Source organism: Pedobacter alpinus (genome assembly GCF_042684645.1).
In the GTDB taxonomy this organism is placed as follows: Bacteria; Bacteroidota; Bacteroidia; order Sphingobacteriales; family Sphingobacteriaceae; genus Pseudopedobacter; species Pseudopedobacter alpinus.
Window position 1 is genome coordinate 100,249 of sequence record NZ_JBHULV010000044.1, and the last position, 19,895, is coordinate 120,143.

Sequence of the window (19,895 nt, forward strand, 5' to 3'; positions counted from 1 at the left end):
GATAAATAGATGAAAAAATCGATTTTACTACCCTTGGCGGTGGTTTTTAGTGGAGCTTTAATGGCTCAAAATATTGAGAAAGCAAAAATTTACACCACTGTAAAAGGCGGAGACAAGCCCATGAGCTATACCGGCGAAATAAGTTTTAGAGCTTTACCACAGCCGTTGGAAACAGAGCCTGCTATATTTATAGATCCTAACCAAACGTTTCAGACTATGGTTGGAATTGGTGGTGCCATTACAGATGCTTCTGCAGAAGTTTTCGCTAAACTTTCTAAAGATAAACAGCAGGAATTGCTGAACGCTTACTACAGTAAGGAAAAAGGCATCGGCTATACTTTAGCCAGAACGCACATTAACAGCTGCGATTTCTCAAACGGATCTTACACTTATGTAAAGGATAATGATAAAGAGTTAAAAACTTTCGACATCTCACATGATGATAAATATCGCCTTCCAATGATTAAGCAAGCTATAAAAGTTGCTGATAATGATTTGCCACTTTATGTAAGCCCTTGGTCTCCGCCGGCTTGGATGAAAGACAATAATAACATGTTGCAAGGAGGTAAATTAAAAGATGAGTTTAAACAATCTTGGGCAAACTACTATGTAAAGTACATTCAAGAATTAGAAAAAAGAAACATTCCGGTTTGGGGCTTAACCGTTCAAAACGAGCCAATGGCAAAGCAAAGATGGGAATCTTGTATTTATACTGCTGAAGACGAAAAAGATTTTATCAAAACTTACTTAGGTCCAACATTAGCAAAAGCCAATATGGGTGATAAAAAACTGATCGCTTGGGATCATAACCGTGACTTAATTTATCAGAGAGCAAGTGTTATTTTAAGCGATCCAGAAGCCGCAAAATATGTCTGGGGGATAGGTTTTCATTGGTATGAGACCTGGACAGGAAGTCACATGCTTTTCCAAAACTTAAACAAGGTTAAAGAAGCTTTCCCAGATAAAGAACTGATTTTTACAGAAGGCTGTAAAGAAAAATTTGATATAGACAGCATAAATAATTGGTCTTTAGGCGAACGTTACGGCCATTCAATGATCAATGATTTTAATAGCGGAACTGCTGCTTGGACAGATTGGAACATTTTATTGGATGAAAACGGTGGGCCAAATCACGCTGGAAATTACTGCTTTGCACCGATACATGCTAACCTTAAAACCAATGAACTAATTTATACCAACGCTTATTATTATATCGGTCACTTTTCAAAATTTATTGCTAAAGGCGCAAAACGAATCATTGTTTCTTCAAGTAGAGATGTTTTAGAATCTACGGCCTTTGTTAATCCAGACGGTAAAATTGTGGTGGTGGTAATGAACAAAACTGACAACGATATCAAGCATCTTTTATGGATAAAAGGGCAAGCAGCGGAAACTGTTAGTGCAGCACATTCCATCAGTACTTATATTCTTTAAGAAAACTTTTGTTAGGCTGAATAAGATGGGTGTCACCCTGAGGCCTAATATATTTCATATAAATCAATATAGAATGACGATAAAACTTATGATTTGGCAACAACACAAGGGGGGAGACACCCTGAGCGGAGTCGAAGGGGAGCGAAGGGACTTATGCTTCGACTCCGCTCAGCAGGACAAAACGGCTCTGCTTTTACCAACCTAATTAATAGGTGATTATAAAAAACGTCAATGGTAGCGGAGTCGAAGAGAGCGTTGGACTGTATGCTTCGACTCCAATCAGCAGGACAAATGGCTCTGCTTAGGCAAAAATCAGAAACTGTTTTAGGGATAGAAATAAATTAATTTTTCCAAGCAGGGGGATCGCAGAAGACTCTGCGTTAAAAGTTATAAACATGAGAAAATTAAACAAGCGCATTTTACTTTTGTCAAGTTTTTTGATGATAACAGCCACTTTTAAAAGCTTTTCACAAGGCTTCTTAAAAACTGACGGTCAAAGAATCGTTAACGAAAAGGGTGAAAATGTGCTCTTGCGAGGGATGGGTTTAGGAGGTTGGATGTTACAAGAAGGTTATATGTTTCACCTCTCGAATTTGGGTAGGCAGTACCGCATCAAAGAAGAAATCTCAAAGCTAGTAGGCGAGCAAAAAGCCAACGAATTTTATGATTCATGGCTGAAAAACCATACCACCAAAACTGATATTGATTCTTTGGCAACATGGGGCTTTAATTCGGTTCGCTTGCCGATGCACTATAGTTTATATACGCCAGCCGTAGAGGAGGAGCCTATTTTGGGCGAAAATACATGGATACAAAAAGGTTTTGATATGACCGATAGCTTATTAGCTTGGTGTAAAGCAAATAAAATGTACCTCATTTTAGATTTGCATGCTCCACCGGGCGGGCAAGGCAACGACTTAAACATCTCCGACAGAAACCCAGATAAACCTTCATTGTGGGAAAGTGAGGCCAATCAGCAAAAAACAGTTGCGCTATGGCGGAAGCTTGCAGAAAAGTATAAAGATGAACCCTGGATTGCCGGTTACGATATCATTAACGAACCAAATTGGGGTTTTGAAAGTAAAGAAGATTTTAGAGGAATTGCCGAAAAAACCAATGCTCCACTGCGCAAATTGATGGTAGAAATTACCAAAGCGATTAGAGAGGTTGATCAAAAACACATCATTATTATTGAGGGTAATGGCTTTGGAAATAACTATTCAGGTATTTTCCCTAAGTGGGATGATAATATGGTGCTGAGTTTTCACAAGTATGGAAACTTTAACAATATTGAGTCCATTCAGCAATTCCTCAATTACAGAAAAGAACATAATATGCCTATATGGTTGGGCGAGTCTGGCGAAAACTCCAACACATGGTTTAAAGAAGCTATCAGCTTGGCAGAAAGCAATAATATTGGATGGGCTTGGTGGCAACTGAAGAAAATGGGCATCAACAACCCCTTAGAAATTAAAGCGCCAGCGGGCTATCAAAAACTATTGGCTTATTGGAACGGAAAAGGCGAAAAGCCATCGGCAGATGAAGCATGGGAAACCTTACAAGCTTTTGTGGCCAATACCAAAATAGGAAACACCGTTTATCATCAAGACGTAATTGACGCTATGTTTAGGCAAGTTAATGATGATAGTGCAAAACCATTTAAAGCTAACCTAGTTAAAAACGGGACTACTATTAATGCCGTAGATTATGATTTAGGTACTCAACGGGTTGCCTATTTTGATAAGGATACAGCGAGCTATCAATATACGCCTGGCGTAAATACTCAAGGAAATATTGGAAGAACCTATCGTAATGACGGTGTCGATATTAAAACCGACGCAACAAACCATGAACCTTATGTCTTTAATTTTGAAGATGGGGAATGGTTGCAATACACTATTCATGTAGCCAAAGCAGGTACCTATACCATTGAGGCTAAATTAAATTCAGCCTCCTCCGCAACAATTGCTATAGAAATGAATAACGAAATAGCTACCATACCCATTAAGGCTGGTTTAAAAGAACAATGGATTTCTTTAGGAAAATTTCAGTTAAAAAAAGGGCAACAGAGCATTAAAGTATTTGCTGAAACAGGTGGTTTCGATTTTTATCAACTCAAATTTGATTAAACAGCTTTCCGAATTAATTTTTCAAATATTTAAAAACATACAAAAAATAACCATGAAAAAAATACTCATCATTTTCTTGTGCTTAAATTTTTTTAGGGCTAATGCGCAACAGAAAACCATTGCTCAAAAAGTAGATTCTCTTTTAAGTATCATGACGCTTGAAGAGAAAGTAGGGCAACTCAATCAGTATTCTGGAAGCGATGTTACCGGCCCAGCAGACAAAAGAAACGTCAACGTTTTAGCCGAAATAAGAAGAGGAAATATGGGCTCGATGCTAAATGTGAAAGGTGCAAAAATAACCAGAGAAATTCAGCAAGAAGCCATGAAATCTAGGCTAAAGATTCCACTTCTTTTTGGTTTAGATGTGATACATGGTTATAGAGTGACCTTTCCCATTCCACTAGCCGAAGCCGCTTCTTGGGATTTGGATGCTATACAACTTGGTGCAAAAATAGCCGCAAAGGAGTCATCTGCAGCGGGTTTGCATTGGACATTTGCACCCATGGTTGATATTTCTCGCGACCCACGATGGGGCAGAGTAATGGAAGGTGCCGGAGAAGATAGTTACTTAGGTTCACAAATTGCCAAAGCAAGAGTAAAAGGTTTTCAGGGCAATGGTTTAGGGAGTTTAGAATCAGTAATGGCTTGTGTTAAGCATTTTGCAGCTTACGGTGCGGCAGTTGCAGGTAGGGATTACAATAGCGTAGATATGAGCCCAAGACAATTGTGGGAAGTTTACTTGCCGCCATTCAAGGCAGCTGTCGATGCTGGAGCTGCTACTTTTATGAGCTCTTTTAATGATTTAAACGGTATACCTGCAACGGGGAATTCTTATTTGCAAAGAGATATTTTAAAAGAAAAATGGGGCTTTAAAGGATTTGTGGTGAGCGATTGGGGTTCTATGAGAGAAATGGTTGCTCATGGTTATGCAAAAGATGGTAAAGAATCCGCTCAAATGTCTATATCTGCCGGAAGTGATATGGACATGGAAAGCAAAGTTTTTGAAGAGCACTTAGTTCAATTGGTCAAAGAAGGGAAAGTTTCTTTAGCTCATGTTAACGATGCTGTTAGTAGAATTCTGCACAAGAAATTTGAGATGGGCTTGTTTGATAATCCCTATCGCTTTAGTGATGAAACGAGGGAGAAAAAGGAGTTGAATTCTTTGGATAACCGTAATTCGGCAAGAGAGGTTGCTAAAAAGAGCATCATTTTATTGAAAAATGAAACCAATATTTTACCGCTATCTAAATCAATTAAAAAAATCGCATTGATTGGTCCATTGGCAAAGTCTAATACAGATATGAAAGGCTTTTGGTCGGTAGATTGGGGCAAAGAAGATCAATTGGTTTCACTTTATGAAGGCGTGAAGAACATATTAGGAACTAATTCAGAAATAAGCTACGCAAAAGGTTGCAATATCAACGATACGTTAACCACAGATTTTGAACAAGCTATTAATACGGCAAAAGCTGCAGATGTAGTGGTAATGGCCGTTGGAGAAGCTTTTGATATGAGCGGTGAAGCAAAAAGCAGATCCGATATTGGGCTGCCTGGCGTTCAAGAGAAACTTATTGAAGCGATAATTGCTACTGGTAAACCTGTTGTAGTATTGATAATGGCAGGCAGGCCATTGGTATTTAATTATACTGCCGATCATGCAAAATCTATTTTATATACTTGGTGGCTAGGTAGTGAAGCCGGTAATGCAATGGCAGATGTCCTTTTTGGCGATTATAATCCGTCAGCTAAAACCCCAATGACTTTCCCAAGAGCCATAGGTCAAATTCCTATTTACTATAATCATTATCATACAGGTCGTCCTTTTGTTGATGGTGAAAGTCCAAACTACCGTTCAACTTATTTAGACATTTCAAATGCTCCTCAATATGCTTTTGGCCATGGCTTAAGTTATACAAACTTCAAGTACTCAAATCTAAAACTGAGTACCAATAAAATTTATTTGAATGACACTATTAAAGTCACGTTAGATGTCACCAATACCGGAAGTAGGGATGGGGAGGAAGTGGTTCAGCTTTATTTAAAAGATCAGGTAGCTCAACCTATAAGACCAGTGATGGAGCTAAAAGATTTCACAAAGATGATGGTAAAAGCTGGAGAAACCAAAACCATCACTTTTGTGATTGAGCGGGATAAACTTTCTTTTTATAACGAGAAGTTAGATTGGATTACACAGCCCGGCGCATTTAAATTAATGATTGGGAGTTCATCAAATGATATTCGCTTAACGCAAGACTTTGATTTATTGGATTAACAGAAGAAACAACTGCAAGCATATTTATAATATTAACACAAAAAAATCAATTTCTCCAAAAATAAACCAATTTAAATATAGGAACAGGCGCTCAAAATGAGCCTCTTCCGTCCCGAAAAAGATTAATTAAGCAGCTATCAGAATTAAACGAAATAAATTCATCTCTAACTAATTATGAAAAAAGCTTATTTCAATTTCTTAACCGCAGCAGCACATTTTGAATTAACTTTTACGCATAACTAATTCTACTATAATTACAACTTCTGAAATTGGTTAAAGTTTATTTTTAAAAATGGAGTCCATCCAATTTTTCTTTAAGGATAACAAAGATCTTACTATAAAATTTCTTAAAACATTTTTAAAAGCTAAAATACAATCTATTTTTTGCAAGAGGTTTTAATAAAAGCAATAAAAACTTAAATTTTTTGCTCTTTTTGCTTTTTTTGGTATAGTTTTTAATTAAAAGCTTATTTTAACTCCAATTTTGTTACGGTCTTGTTAAATTAATATGGTTTTTTACAGGCTTTATTTTTCTAATTAAAGTATAATAAGCATCTTAGCAAAAGAATTCAAATTTGAATAAATTATGAAAAAAGCAAAAACTACAGAACAAGATATAGATAAGCCTGAGCAAAATTTAGATATAAATGACACCTCAGAACATATACATGTTAGTGTTGAGGATTTAGATGAAGATGAAATTCATCATGTTAATAACCCTATTGTTGGAATGAAACCCATAGAAAAAGTTTTTTTAGGGGCGGTAAAAGAAGTAAGACAACAAGACAATAAATACATTTTTAGTGATGGTTCTGCATCTGTAGAAATAAGAGTTGTAAGCGATGAAATTATACGAGTGAGGATGGCACCTCATAGCGTATTTTTAGAAGATTTTTCTTACGCAGTACCTCAATTAGACCAAAAAGTAGCAGTTTTTAACTTCACAGAAGAAGAAGATCATTATGCTGTTTCTACCAACACGGTTTCTTGTATCATTAATAAAGCTAATTTCCATATTTCTTTTAGAGATAATGAAAGCAAAATAATTAATGAAGATTATTTGGCCATGCATTGGGAAGAAAATGAGCAATTTGGTGGTTACTACGTTTATTGTACAAAAAAATGTTACCCAGAAGAAGCTTACTATGGTTTAGGAGACAAACCTACAGATTTAAACTTAAGAGGTAAAAGACTTCAAAACTGGAACTCAGATACTTATTCTTTCGCAAAACATCAAGATCCATTATATAGAAGTATTCCGTTTTTCATCAGTTTAAACGAAAATATTGCACACGGTATATTTTTAGATAATACTTTTAAAACGCACTTTGATTTTGCTCACGAAGATAATGAGAAGTTAAGTTTTTGGGCTGATGGCGGAGAATTACAATACTACTACATACATGGGCCACACATGATGGATGTTGTTAAACGTTACAACTCTATCACCGGAACGCATAAATTGCCTCCAATGTGGGCTTTAGGTTATCACCAATGTAGGTGGAGCTATTATCCAGAATCTAAAGTAAAAGATTTGGCAGATAACTTTAGAACTCGTAAAATTCCTTGCGATGCCTTGTATTTAGATATTGATTACATGGATGGTTACAGGTGTTTCACTTGGAATAAAAAGTACTTCCCCAACCCAAAGAAAATGATTAAAGAACTGTCTGATGACGGTTTTAAAACAGTTGTAATTATTGACCCAGGTATTAAAGTTGACGATAATTATTGGGTTTTTAAAGAAGGTAAAGAAAATAAATATTTCTGTCGCCGAAGCGATGATTACTTTATGGAAGGGCATGTATGGCCAGGAAGATGTCAATTCCCAGATTTCACCAACCCCGATGTAAGGTTATGGTGGGGCGGCTTGTTCAAAGAATTGGTAGAAGTTGGTGTAGCAGGTGTTTGGAATGATATGAATGAACCAGCTGTTTTTGGTAAAGGCACATTCCCAGATGATGTTCGTCATAATTACGATGGTTTTAGAGGTTCGCACCGTAAAGCTCACAACGTATATGGTATGCAAATGGTTAGGGCAACTTATGATGGTTTAAAGAAAATTCAAAAGAACAAACGTCCGTTTACCATTACAAGAGCAGGTTATTCTGGTGTACAACGCTACAGTTCTTGCTGGACAGGCGATAACGTGGCAAGTTGGGAACATTTAAAAATTGGTAGTTTACAAATGCAAAGATTATCAATGTCGGGTTTACCTTTTGCAGGTACAGATATTGGCGGTTTTAGTGGCGAGCCTACTGGCGAATTATTTACTCGTTGGATACAGTTAGGTGTTTTTTCTCCGTTTATGAGAGCACACTCTGCTGGTGATACCGCTGAGCGTGAACCTTGGAGTTTTGGTACAGAGTTAGAAGACATTAACCGTAAGTTTATTGAGCTTCGTTATAAATTGCTGCCTTACATTTATTCTGCTTTTTGGGAACATCACCGTTACGGTTTTCCCATATTAAGACCAGTGGTAATGATGGAACAAGAAAATCCGATAAACAGATTTAGAGAAGATGAGTTTACTTTTGGCGATAAAATTTTGGTATGCCCAATTTTAGAAGAAGGAGCAACATCAAGAAATGTTTATTTACCAGCAGGTATTTGGTATAACTACTGGACGCATGAAGTTTTAGAAGGTGGGTCAGAACATTTAATAGATGCACCATTAGATTCTATGCCAATATTTGTTAGAGCAGGTTCTGTAATACCAGAATATCCGGTAATGCAACATACTGGGCAATTTGAAATTGATGAATTAACTTTCCAAATTTATTTTTCTAATTATGAGGTTAATTCATTCTACTTCGAAGATCATGGAGATACTTTTGCTTATGAGCAGGATATTTACATGGAAAAGAAATTTGTTGTAAAAGGCGATAAAAAAAGTATGACTATCAAACAATCTGTTGAAGGTTTGTTTACCCCAAGATATGAAACTTACGAATTAAAATTAATTGGCCTGCCATTTAAACCTTCGAAAGTATTAATAGACGGTAAAGAATATACAGGTAGTTTAGAATTTGATAGTTTAAAAAGAGTATTTGTAAAAGCAACTAAGCACTTTAAGCAAATTCAAATTATAAAATAATTATTCCTGATGTTCTAAACTGAATTAAAGAATAATAAATTAATTGTGCATGTAGTTAAAAATAAAGAGGTTGTTCCGTTAAAAAGCAGCCTCTTTTTTTTCATAGCTTTTAATCTAAATAAATTATAGGTTAATAAACATTATATGTAAATTGTAAGACTTATAAACCAAAAAAATCTTTTCATAAAATATAAATATGTAAGATTTCTCAAAATATTAACATGGCAAAAAAAGTTAAGGAAATTAAAACCAAAGAACCTATTGCTGAAATAAAAGATGCAAAAGCTAAACCAGCATCGGTTAAAAAAAGTATAAAAAAGCCTTCGGTAATTTCAGACAAAACTGAACCGGTTAAAGAGGTTAAAGTTAAAAAAGCAATCAAGAAAAATAGCGATACTGCAACAAATATTGATACAACATTGTTAAACAATTTTGGTGTTCAACAATATTCTAAATTTACAGATTTTGACGTTTTACTTTTTAAATCGGGTAAACATTATAAACTTTACGAAAAATTAGGTTCTCATGTTGTTAATTACAACGGTGTTGTAGGAACTTATTTTGCTGTTTGGGCACCTAATGCCAACTATGTTTCGGTAATTGGAAATTTCAACCATTGGGATAATTCTTCTCATCCTTTATTTGTAAGGTGGGATGAAACAGGAATATGGGAAGGCTTTATTCCGCATGTTGGTAACGGCGAAGCTTATAAATATTTCATTAATTCCACCACCGGAGAGGATTTAGAAAAAGCAGATCCTTTTGCGCTAAAAAGCGAAGAACCTCCGCGTACAGCATCTATAGTTTGGGATAATTGGTACGAGTGGAAAGATAAAGAATGGATGACTAAACGTTATCTTAAAAATGGGTTAAATAAACCTATGTCTGTTTATGAGGTACATTTTGGCTCTTGGGCTCGTAGTCCAGAATCTCCAGATTTGTTTCTTTCTTACAGAGATATGGCCACTAAAATAGTGTCTTATGTTAAAGAAATGGGCTTTACACATGTAGAGTTTATGCCTTTAATGGAGCATCCGTTTTACCCTAGTTGGGGCTACCAAATTACAGGTTATTTTGCCGCAACTTGTAGGTTTGGCACTCCGCAAGATTTAATGTTTTTGATTGAAGAATTTCATGCAAATGGAATAGGAGTAATTATGGATTGGGTGCCATCACATTTCCCTGGAGATGCGCATGGCTTGTACAATTTTGACGGCTCACATTTGTACGAACATGCAGATATGAGAAAAGGTTTCCACCCAGATTGGAAATCATACATTTTTAATTACGGCCGAAATGAAGTAAAAGCATTTTTAATTTCTAATGCTATTTTTTGGTTAGAACGTTTTCATATAGACGGTTTAAGGGTAGATGCAGTAGCCTCTATGCTTTATTTAGATTATTCTAGAAAAGAAGGAGAGTGGATAGCAAACGAACACGGCGGGCGAGAGAACTTAGAAGCTATTTCTTTCTTAAAAGAATTTAACGAAGCTGTATATGCTAATTTCCCTGATGTACAAACCATTGCAGAAGAATCCACATCATTTGCAGGCGTAAGTCACCCAACTTATACAGGTGGTTTAGGTTTTGGGCAAAAATGGATGATGGGATGGATGAATGATACTTTAAGATATTTCTCTGAGGATCCTATCAATAGAAAACACCACCATTCAAGCTTAACCTTTAGTACAGTTTATGCTTTTACAGAGAATTTTATGTTGCCGCTTTCGCATGATGAAGTAGTACATGGCAAACATTCTCTAATTTATAAAATGCCAGGAGACGAATGGCAACAATTTGCAAACCTTAGAATTCTTTATGGTTACATGTGGACACACCCCGGAACAAAATTATTGTTTATGGGATGCGAGTTTGCACAAACCAAAGAATGGAACCCGCAACAATCTTTAGATTGGCATTTGTTAGAATTTGCACCTCACCAAGGAATTAAAAAAACGGTAATGGCGCTAAACAAACTGTATAAAGAAGAGCCAGCCTTGTATGAGCGTAGTTTTGATGCCAATGGTTTCGAGTGGATTGTTAACGATGATGCAGAAAACTCGGTATTGGTTTATTTAAGAAGAGGTTTAGATGCTAAAGATGATATCATTGTGGTGATTAACCTAACTCCAGTGCCACGCGAAAATTATAGATTTGGAGTGAGCGGAAAAGGAACTTGGAAAGAAATTTTCAATTCAGACGCATTAGAATATTGGGGCAGCGGAATCACCAACCCAGATAAACCTTCTGAAGCAAGAGGTAGCCATTGGAAAGCAAATTCAATTGAAATTAATATACCGCCATTGGCAATGGTAATGTTTAAAGCTATCTAATAAGAGAAAATTAAACAATCAAACAAGCCTGAGTTTTATTTACTCAGGCTTGTTTTTGTTTATAAAGCATTTGCTTTAACTATATTAAGCTCTTAATTACACGAATACACAAGCGTTGGGTAGAAAAAAAATGTATATAAAAGCATAAAAGCCGCCTTAGTTTAATCTAAGGCGGTTTTTTTGGCTATGCCAGTAATGTGATTATATCTAAATCACTATTTGTTAAAGAGAGATTTTACCTGCAAATAGTTTTTTTCCTTCACTTACTAAATAAATTAAGTAAATACCCTTTTGAGTAGGTTTTGCTATGTTATAAGTTGACGTTGATGATAAAACTATCTTTTCTGAGGAAATTTTTTGACCATTTATATTATACAATTCTAAAGAGCCTGAACCTGGTTGTGCACCCATAACCTGAACGGATATGTTATTTTCATTGACGAAATATTTTACTTCAAAGCCAGTGGTTAAACCTGTTTTAACAGATATGGTACGGAAGTAATCTTTATCTCCGTTTAAATCAGTTTGAGAAATACGATAATAACTTAAATCATTAGGTTGAACAGTTTTAAAAGAATATTTGTTTTCGGTACTAGATACGGCTGCAGCATTAACAGTTGCTAAAGTTTCAAAGGTAATACCATCTATACTTCTTTCAATAGTGAAAAAGTTATTGTTTACTTCATTAGCAGTTGCCCATTCTAGTACTACATTGTTTTTAACAGGTTTTCCTTTAAAGTAAAGCCAAGTTACTGGTAATGTTGCACAACCTGCGGTTAGGGTTGTAGTTAATGAGTTGGTAGTAATCGCTCCGTTGGTAGTTAATGCTCTACCCTCTAATTTGGCTCCAGCATTAAATGCTATGGCTGCATTACTTATTAAAGTACCTTTGAAGTCAGAAAGTGGGCTAATAGTTACTCCTCCACTAACTTTCCAGAATGTTTTTTGCTTTAGCTTGGTTAATTAACTTTACCGCAGCCGAAGCTGTTGTTGAAAAAGGACCATCTATTTTAATCACAAAAACAGCATTCGGGTTGCCTTGAGCATTTAAAGTAATGGTGTCTGTTAATGAGGTAGCCCCATTCATATGATAGGTATGTGGGGTAAGCGTTAACCCATTACCAAAAGCCGCCGGGTATAACAATTGTATGTCAGTAGTTAAATTAGCAAAATAGTTATTGTCCAAGTTCAATAAATCATCTTTTACTAAATTTGTAGTGGTATTAGGACCTGAGTGAATGGTACCTGTTACATTTTCTGTAACGTAACCACTTGTTGCTCCCAGGTTTGTGCCTATGTCACCAACTACATTGGTAGGGTTTGCCCTTGAATTTGTTACCGCTCCATTACTCGTAAATAAAGAAAAACAAGCAATAGAACCCAAAGTAGGCTCAGCCGGACCAGTTAAGGCAGGAACTGTACAACCTAAAGGCATTCTAGCTGTTAAATTAGTGAAACTGATAGCACCAGTGGTAGAAAATACCCTTCCTTCTACCTTAACACCAGAACCTAAAAGTATAGCTGCATTATGGGCAATAACATTTCCTTTCATAACGGTATTAGTACCTAAGTCTATAGCGCCAGTAGTTAGCCAAAAAATATTACAAGCCACTGCGCCATTGGTTAAAATAACTTTGCTTTCAGGTGAACTGTTAAAGGTACCTTTAATTTGGAAAATAAATTTTGCGTTAGGGTCTCCGGCGGCATCTAGGGTCAAATCTCCATTAAGAAAACCAGCTGCATCATTTATTCTGTAAACACCAGCAGGAAGTGTTGTACTGTTTCCCAATATAGGATTTGAAAGAACAGAAGTTGGTTGTTCGGCATCTAACTCGGTATGTGCAAGTAATAAATCCGTTGCAGCTTGTCCGGCAACACCAACACCAATACCCCCATTTGCATACATAGAACCGTCAACATTAATACCTACGGTTACGGCTCCATTAGGCGATCCTACATTGCCCGTAAGCTGAGAATTACCGGTATTTGCAATCGCTCCGTTAGAAGAAAAGACGACAAAATTTTCAGCACTTTTTAGGATGCTTTGGCCAAAAACAGAGTTGCCGATTGATAACAAGGCTAAACCTGTTATAAAAATAGTTAGATTTTTTTTCATCGATCAAAAAAAATATTAGTGAATAAATTATTTTGGCTTAACTAGCCGTTAACTAAATTTCAGAATTTAAAATGTTTAAAAGTTATATAATTATTTAATAATGTTACATAAATCATAGGTTTTCTAGATTTAGCCTGTTAGGATATTTTGATTGTTTAAATGAAGAAGGTGATAAACCAGTGATTTTTCTGAACTGATTTGATAAATGAGCTACACTGCTATAACGCATTTTATATGCGATTTCCGTGAGGCTAAGCTCGTTATACAATAAAAGCTCTTTAACTTTTTCTATTTTATGGATGATAATGAATTGCTGTATGGTAATGCCATTTGCTTCTGAAAATAGGTTTGCTAAATAGGTATAATCATAATTCAGTTTTTTGCTTAAATAATCTGAATATTTCATTTCAGGTAATTCATTAGAATAGTGAATCATTTGAATAATGACACTTTTTATCTTTTCAATTAATATACTCCTTTTACTATCCATCAATTCCAAACCAGATTTTATCAGATTGGTTCTTAATTTTTCGTAATGTTGAGGAGTTAGACTTTCATAAATTTCTACAATTCCGAGTGTAACATTTTTGTGTTTTATATCTAATTGCCCCAATTCCTCTTTTACCTTCATTATGCAGCGAAGGCTTACCATGTTTTTTATATATAATACCATTTAATATTTATAAAAAATATTAACAGTACCTTTTTAATTAACAGGTAGATGAATATTAGTCTGATGATTGCTTCACAATTGATAGACCATAATTGTTTTACTTCATATACTTTTAAATAATGTTATTAATTATATTTTAATATTTATTAATTGTTTTTTCTTTTCAAATTATTTTATTAATCAAATATTAAATGAAAATTGCCGTTTTATTTGCTTTAAAGGCACTTTTTTAGATTCTTTAACAGAAGCATTCGCATATAACAAGTTGACTTATTTAAGTTTTGAGTGTTTTATTTAGCGAGAAAGCAAAAATAATCTTTTAAGAAACCTATCAATTTAAAAAATAAAAGATGGAGATAATAGTTGTATTTAAAAATTTTAAGCTTGCAAGAAATCCTGTAAATCAGAAAATAATGTATTTAATTATGGTCATTTTAACAAAGGTTTGAAAATCAGATAAAAATCATGAATTAACTCAAAAGTATTTTATGAAGCATTAAATGTGATAAAACAATAAATACACAATAATTGAATAAAACTATAACTAAAGCTTATTACCTTTCTTAATTAAAAGAATTTGCAACCTCATCAACAAACAACCAACAAACAGCTTAAAATATTGATTTTTACTTTACCACATCTTATTTCAGCTGGGTAAGGGAACAACGAAAATCTAAATGGATTGATAAGGCAATTCTCTGTAGAAATTAGATTTTAATTTGAAAAAAATAATAAAATAAGCAATAGATATTTTAAACAGCAAACTCATAAAAAATTTGGTTATAAAAACATTAAAATTTTTTAGCTCAAAAATTAAATAATTTAGCTAATGTTAAATTTTGTTATTTGCATTTACTTATTAAGAATTAGGTAGTTTATCAAAGAATTATACAAGTTCTTATTATATTTTATTGATAGAGATTTTTTAATACCACACTCATAAATAATATTGGATTGCAACTAAGTTTTAAGCCGCCATGCAAATAATACATAAACATGACGATTATATGCTCATCTATTTCTGAATAGTTTTGGTTTTTATTAACTTCGGGCGACAATTTAAAATAATTACACAAATCCATATAAATCATGAAAATTACCGTAGTTGGAGCAGGTGCAGTAGGAGCAACCTGTGCTGATAACATCGCAAGAAGAGAATTATCAGAAGAATTAGTTTTATTAGACATTAAAGAAGGTTTTGCAGAAGGTAAAGCTATTGATATGATGCAAACGGCATCTTATTTAGGTTTTGATACTAAAATTAAAGGTGTAACTAATGATTATGCTGCTACTGCTGATTCTGAGGTTGTGGTAATTACTTCTGGTTTGCCACGTAAACCAGGGATGACACGTGAAGAGTTAATTGGTACCAATGCTGGTATTGTTAAATCTGTAACAGAAAATATTTTAAAATACTCCCCAAACACCATCATCATTGTGGTTTCTAACCCAATGGATACCATGAATTATTTGACTTTAAAAACTTCTGGTTTACCTAAAGAAAGAATTATTGGTATGGGTGGTGCATTAGATTCTGCTCGTTTCAAATATTATTTAAGTCAAGAGTTAGGTTGTTCACCAGCAGATTTAAATGCTGTAGTTATTGGTGGCCATGGTGATACTACTATGATTCCTTTAATTAACCATGCAACTTGGAATTCTATTCCGGTAACGCAATTATTAAGTAAAGAACAACAAGATAAAGTGGTATCTGCAACTATGATTGGTGGTGCTACTTTAACTAAATTAATTGGAACTTCTGCTTGGTATGCACCAGGTGCGGGTACTGCTGCAATGGTTGAAGCTATTGTACGTGACGAGAAAAAATTAATTTCTTGTGGTGTTGCTTTAGATGGAGAATATGATCAAAAAGATATCTCTTTAGTAGTGCCAGTTATTTTAGGTAAAAACGGATGGGAAAAAATCATGGACTTTAAATTAACTGATGCTGAACAAGCTGAGTTTAAGAAAAGTGCTGATGCTGTTAGAAACATGAATAATGTTTTAACAGATTCAAATCTGATTTAAGAGAGGCCTCACCCTAAATCCCTCTCCGAAGGAGAGGGACTTTTCTTGTTTTATGGAAATTTAGGTGATTAAAAAAAATAGGATAATTTTAAAAAAAAAACGTTTGCAGGACCACAACGCAAATCACTCCCTCTCCTTCGGAGAGGGCTGGGGTGAGGCAATCCCACTCCAGTTGATAGACTTACAAGGCGACGGCTTCCACCTTTTGGTGGAAGTTTTTGTTTTTGGGCAATCTTTTAAAGCTGTTTTAGATACCGGTGCTTCTAAATCGGCATTTGATATGGAAATTATTTCTGGACTAGCACCGGCAGATCAAATTATACATGTACCAAACCACCATGCCATTGGTTTAGGTACTACTACAATGGAACGTTATTATGTAATTTGCCCCGAGTTACACTTAGGTAAATTGTTAATAAAAGATTATGAAGCTCCGGTTTTTGATTTATCCGCTATTAAATTTGCTTACGATAAATTAGATTTACCTTCGGTAATTGGTGTTTTAGGTGGCGATATTTTAAAAGATTACAACGCCATTATTGATTATAAAAACTTAACACTATCTTTTCAAATTTAGATGTGTAACTTGTAAAAGTAAATATAAAGGCCATGAAAAAAGACATTCAAAACTCAGAAGATATTAAATTATTGGTAGATAAATTTTATGACAAGGCTGTTGCCGATGAATCTTTAGGGCATATTTTTACAGATGTAGCTAAAGTAAATTGGGCGCACCATTTGCCCATTATGTATTCTTTTTGGGAATCTACACTTTTAGGTACAGCAGGTTATAAAGGCAATCCAATGGATGCTCATTTTAGATTGAATGAAAAATTTACTTTAACAGCAGAACATTTTAACAGTTGGAAATTTTTATTTATTGATACTGTTGATGAGTATTTTGAAGGGGAAGTTGCGGATATAGCGAAAGAAAGAGCCAGAAGCATTGCAGATTTAATGTTCTATAAAATACATAACCATTATAATGCTCCAGGAATGGCTAAGCTTAAACCCAAGGAATAATTGACGGCCTTTTTAGTGGTTTTATATCTTTTCAGAAAACAGACTTTTGCAAAAGATGAAAGCACTATTTTTGAATAGGGGATAATTTTTAAAACTGTGTTAAGCCTCAACACCCTAAAATTTGAGTGGTAACAAATTCTAAATTAGCTTCATAATTTAGCTCTGATATCTTCTATGATTAAATATTTTTTCTATTTGTAATTAGGGGATAAAATTTTATCCAAAATATTTTTATTTCACAATATTTCAAATAAAAAAAGAGGCTTTAAGCCTCTTTAAAATCTTATTTACTTTCAATAAACGGAACAATTAAAACCGGGCAATCTGCATGTCTGCTTACACTAGAAGCTACTGAACCTGATATAAAATGATCAAAACCTGTGCGACTGTGAGTACCAATAACAATCATAGAAAAGTGTTGTTCCTTAGCTAAATTCACAATCTCGTTTGTAGTGTCGCCTTCTAAAATGTATTCCTCCACAATGGTTTCGGGTGCAAAAGTGTTTTTAAGAGTTTCAAAAAGTTTTTTTGCTTGCTCATTTTGAATGTCCATAATGTTGGGCAAAACCATACTGCTATCTCCTAAAATAGGGTCTCCGGTTATGTTTGTAGCAATAGGATATTCGTTAATATGAACTAAAGAAACACTAGCATTTAACTTTTTGGCTAAAGAAAAACCATAATCGGCAGCACATTGTGCATACTTAGAATCGTCAACGGCAATTAAAATTCTTTCAAATGTTTGTAAATTTTTCATGTTTATTGGTTTTATGTTAAATTACACAAAAATATGACCAGCTTATAATTTTATGGAAAATTCTTTGGGAATTTGTAATCTATCTACCGTACCGCTTAGGGGAAATCCTGCACATTCATCAGAAATGATTTCTCAGCTTTTATTTGCGGATACTTTTGAGATTTTGGAAAAAGATGATTTTTGGCTAAAAATAAGAATTGACCACGATGGTTATGAAGGCTGGATAGATGGAAAACAAATGCAAACTGCCGATCCTTTGCAGGTGCATAGTTTAAAAAAGGAAGCGCAATTTTTAACTAGCGAAGCTAGCACCATGGTTTTGAAAGGAGGTTTGAAAGAGCCTTTTTACCTAGCAGCTGGCACAACTTTACCCTTTTTTGATAATGGAAAATGTAAATTAGGGAATGATGTTTTTACCGTTACTTCCAGCAATGTTTTTGTAGCCAACCAAGAAGATTTTGAAACGAATATAATAGAAACTGCTAAGATATTTTTAAACGTTCCTTACCTATGGGGCGGTAGAACACATGCGGGTATTGACTGTTCTGGCTTTTCGCAAATGGTTTTTAAAATGTTAGGTGTCCAATTAAAAAGAGATGCTTGGCAGCAAGCAGAGCAAGGAAAAACTGTTGACTTTTTAACCGAAGCAAAAGCCGGTGATTTGGCTTTTTTTGATAACCAAGAAGGAAGAATTACTCATGTGGGCGTAATGCTGAACAATAGCCAAATCATACATGCATCTGGCCGTGTAAAAATTGACAGAATCGATAACCAAGGGATTTTTGCTGCTGATCAAAATAAGTACACGCATAAATTGAGGATTATTAAGAGGTATGTTTAGGGATTGAGATTTATAAAAGAAATTTTTGGGTAAAAAGCGGTAAAACAACAGAAACCGAATTTATGAGATTCAGGAATGCCTCGTAAAAAAATAAAACTTGAATAAATTTATACCCATGTATTACAAAATGTTAAGAGCCCTTTTGATGATTTATAATTTATTATATCTAAAAATGTGTCTGATGCAGCCAGAAGTGTACAAGTTATAAGATATTTTAACTCGACAGAATCTTTAAAAACGAATTTGTAACATCAAACTATTTATTATATTTTTGTATCCGAACGAATACAATTTCAGAAAATGTATTTTATTGAAAAGTCAACATAATTTGACAAGTGGTTTAAAAAGTTGAATGATTTGAGAGCAAAGGCTAAAATTTTGTTCAGGCTTCAGAAACTAGAAAATGAAGAGCATTTTGGAGACTGTAAGCCAGTTGGAAACGGAATTAGTGAATTGAAAATCAATTTTGCAAAAGGCTATAGGATTTATTTTAAAGAAATTGACGGAAAAATTATTATTCTGTTAATTGGAGGAGACAAATCCACTCAAGAAAATGACATCGATAAAGCGAAAGTAATTTGGGATAAACTAAAAAAATAAAATGGAAACATCAAAATTTGAAATAGCTGATTATTTAGACAGCAACGAAATGATTGCAGAATATTTAAATGCGGTTTTGGAAGAAGGAAATGATACCGAAGTTGTGACTGCAATTGGACACATCGCTAAAGCAATTGGCATGACCAAAATAGCGCAAGAAACCGGAATGAGTAGACCAAGTTTATACAAGGCATTATCTGAGGGAGCTAAACCACAATTTTCAACTATTATGAAAGTATTGAAAGCTGTTGGTGGACAATTAAAAATAAACCCAGTATCTGCATAAAAAAACGCCTAATAACAGCTAAGGTTTCGTTGGGCTCGGAGAGCCAACAATGAAACCGTGATTGAACGGAACCGGACACATTCAGATCTGTTATGGACTTATCGTTGTTAGATTTCTATTGAAGCAATCAATTTTAAGGAGTTCGTTTTTTTAGGCATTTCATTAATACATTTCCTTCCAATTTCCTGTTTACAGGCACAAAACCTCCCTTACCCATTCGCTAGTTAGTGGACAGGGAAAACGTATTTTGGCTAATACCGATGTAATAAGCAGGTGGCCCACGGCTATCAAAGACAGCAATGGTAT

The 19,895-nt window shown here is 34.6% G+C and carries 13 protein-coding genes and 2 pseudogenes; 11 read left to right on the forward strand and 4 right to left on the reverse strand.

Translation table 11 applies throughout. The features are described from left to right. The first annotated feature begins 9 nt into the window (after positions 1 to 9). The 5 genes from ACFSSE_RS12465 to glgB all read left to right on the forward strand — a co-directional run bounded on the left by ACFSSE_RS12465 (position 10) and on the right by glgB (position 11,265). Positions 10 to 1,434 (forward strand): glycoside hydrolase family 30 protein, encoded by a 1,425-nt coding sequence (locus ACFSSE_RS12465; protein WP_379040186.1) that lies wholly within the window; start codon positions 10 to 12, stop codon positions 1,432 to 1,434. Between the two features lie 395 nt (positions 1,435 to 1,829). Then, positions 1,830 to 3,563: a cellulase family glycosylhydrolase gene (locus ACFSSE_RS12470; protein ID WP_379040185.1), complete on the forward strand. Its 1,734-nt coding sequence runs from the start codon at positions 1,830 to 1,832 to the stop codon at positions 3,561 to 3,563. 52 nt (positions 3,564 to 3,615) lie between these two features. Further along, positions 3,616 to 5,835: a beta-glucosidase BglX gene (gene bglX / locus ACFSSE_RS12475; protein WP_379040183.1), complete on the forward strand. Its 2,220-nt coding sequence runs from the start codon at positions 3,616 to 3,618 to the stop codon at positions 5,833 to 5,835. 586 nt (positions 5,836 to 6,421) lie between these two features. Next, a complete protein-coding gene (locus ACFSSE_RS12480; protein ID WP_379040181.1) occupies positions 6,422 to 8,932 on the forward strand; it encodes a glycoside hydrolase family 31 protein in 2,511 nt (836 codons plus the stop codon). A 221-nt stretch (positions 8,933 to 9,153) separates the two neighbouring features. Beyond that, positions 9,154 to 11,265 carry a 1,4-alpha-glucan branching protein GlgB gene (gene glgB / locus ACFSSE_RS12485; RefSeq protein WP_379040180.1) on the forward strand — a complete coding sequence of 704 codons (2,112 nt, stop codon included), beginning with the start codon at positions 9,154 to 9,156 and terminating at the stop codon, positions 11,263 to 11,265. Positions 11,266 to 11,487: 222 nt separating this feature from the next. Here the strand turns inward: glgB and ACFSSE_RS12490 are convergent, their stop codons facing one another. From ACFSSE_RS12490 to ACFSSE_RS12500, 3 genes and pseudogenes are all read right to left on the reverse strand, one after another. Then, positions 11,488 to 12,144, reverse strand: coding sequence for a T9SS type A sorting domain-containing protein (locus ACFSSE_RS12490; RefSeq protein WP_379100959.1), 657 nt, complete (start codon positions 12,142 to 12,144; stop codon positions 11,488 to 11,490). Next, positions 12,118 to 13,381: pseudogene (locus ACFSSE_RS12495) on the reverse strand (ice-binding family protein); the annotation flags it as partial. The pseudogene ACFSSE_RS12495 and the gene ACFSSE_RS12490, both read right to left, overlap by 27 nt. A 112-nt stretch (positions 13,382 to 13,493) precedes the next feature. Further along, entirely contained in the window at positions 13,494 to 14,012 is a 519-nt protein-coding gene (locus ACFSSE_RS12500; RefSeq protein WP_379040179.1) for a helix-turn-helix domain-containing protein, read from the reverse strand. A 1,131-nt stretch (positions 14,013 to 15,143) separates the two neighbouring features. On the opposite strand from ACFSSE_RS12500, the gene mdh reads away from it, so the two are divergent. The 3 genes from mdh (at position 15,144) to ACFSSE_RS12515 (ending at position 17,105) form a co-directional block, all read left to right on the forward strand. After that, on the forward strand, positions 15,144 to 16,082 hold the full coding sequence (gene mdh, locus ACFSSE_RS12505; RefSeq protein WP_379040177.1) for a malate dehydrogenase: 939 nt from the start codon (positions 15,144 to 15,146) through the stop codon (positions 16,080 to 16,082). 103 nt (positions 16,083 to 16,185) lie between these two features. Beyond that, positions 16,186 to 16,659: an aspartyl protease family protein gene (locus ACFSSE_RS12510; protein WP_379040175.1), complete on the forward strand. Its 474-nt coding sequence runs from the start codon at positions 16,186 to 16,188 to the stop codon at positions 16,657 to 16,659. Between the two features lie 32 nt (positions 16,660 to 16,691). Beyond that, positions 16,692 to 17,105, forward strand: a complete 414-nt coding sequence (locus ACFSSE_RS12515) for a group III truncated hemoglobin (RefSeq protein WP_379040174.1) — start codon at positions 16,692 to 16,694, stop codon at positions 17,103 to 17,105. 283 nt (positions 17,106 to 17,388) lie between these two features. Here ACFSSE_RS12515 and ACFSSE_RS12520 read toward each other — a convergent pair whose 3' ends face one another. Then, positions 17,389 to 17,862 (reverse strand): universal stress protein, encoded by a 474-nt coding sequence (locus ACFSSE_RS12520; protein ID WP_379040173.1) that lies wholly within the window; start codon positions 17,860 to 17,862, stop codon positions 17,389 to 17,391. A gap of 52 nt (positions 17,863 to 17,914) precedes the next feature. Between ACFSSE_RS12520 and ACFSSE_RS12525 the strand changes: the two genes are divergently transcribed. The 3 genes and pseudogenes from ACFSSE_RS12525 to ACFSSE_RS12535 all read left to right on the forward strand — a co-directional run bounded on the left by ACFSSE_RS12525 (position 17,915) and on the right by ACFSSE_RS12535 (position 19,589). Then, positions 17,915 to 18,703, forward strand: a complete 789-nt coding sequence (locus ACFSSE_RS12525) for a C40 family peptidase (RefSeq protein ID WP_379040171.1) — start codon at positions 17,915 to 17,917, stop codon at positions 18,701 to 18,703. Positions 18,704 to 19,042: 339 nt separating this feature from the next. Further along, positions 19,043 to 19,303, forward strand: a pseudogene (locus ACFSSE_RS12530) (type II toxin-antitoxin system RelE/ParE family toxin); the annotation flags it as partial. A gap of 1 nt (position 19,304) precedes the next feature. Then, the gene (locus tag ACFSSE_RS12535) at positions 19,305 to 19,589 is read left to right on the forward strand and encodes an addiction module antidote protein (RefSeq protein WP_379040169.1); all 285 of its coding nucleotides are present in this window, start codon (positions 19,305 to 19,307) and stop codon (positions 19,587 to 19,589) included. The last annotated feature ends 306 nt before the right edge of the window (positions 19,590 to 19,895 follow it).

Coding starts and splice junctions, on each gene's coding strand:
- glgB (WP_379040180.1), top strand. CDS start 9,154: ATGGCAAAAAAAGTTAAGGAAATTAAAACCAAAGAACCTATTGCTGAA.
- ACFSSE_RS12465 (WP_379040186.1), top strand. CDS start 10: ATGAAAAAATCGATTTTACTACCCTTGGCGGTGGTTTTTAGTGGAGCT.
- ACFSSE_RS12520 (WP_379040173.1), bottom strand. CDS start 17,862: ATGAAAAATTTACAAACATTTGAAAGAATTTTAATTGCCGTTGACGAT.
- bglX (WP_379040183.1), top strand. CDS start 3,616: ATGAAAAAAATACTCATCATTTTCTTGTGCTTAAATTTTTTTAGGGCT.
- ACFSSE_RS12470 (WP_379040185.1), top strand. CDS start 1,830: ATGAGAAAATTAAACAAGCGCATTTTACTTTTGTCAAGTTTTTTGATG.
- ACFSSE_RS12515 (WP_379040174.1), top strand. CDS start 16,692: ATGAAAAAAGACATTCAAAACTCAGAAGATATTAAATTATTGGTAGAT.
- ACFSSE_RS12535 (WP_379040169.1), top strand. CDS start 19,305: ATGGAAACATCAAAATTTGAAATAGCTGATTATTTAGACAGCAACGAA.
- ACFSSE_RS12480 (WP_379040181.1), top strand. CDS start 6,422: ATGAAAAAAGCAAAAACTACAGAACAAGATATAGATAAGCCTGAGCAA.
- ACFSSE_RS12525 (WP_379040171.1), top strand. CDS start 17,915: ATGGAAAATTCTTTGGGAATTTGTAATCTATCTACCGTACCGCTTAGG.
- mdh (WP_379040177.1), top strand. CDS start 15,144: ATGAAAATTACCGTAGTTGGAGCAGGTGCAGTAGGAGCAACCTGTGCT.
- ACFSSE_RS12500 (WP_379040179.1), bottom strand. CDS start 14,012: ATGAAGGTAAAAGAGGAATTGGGGCAATTAGATATAAAACACAAAAAT.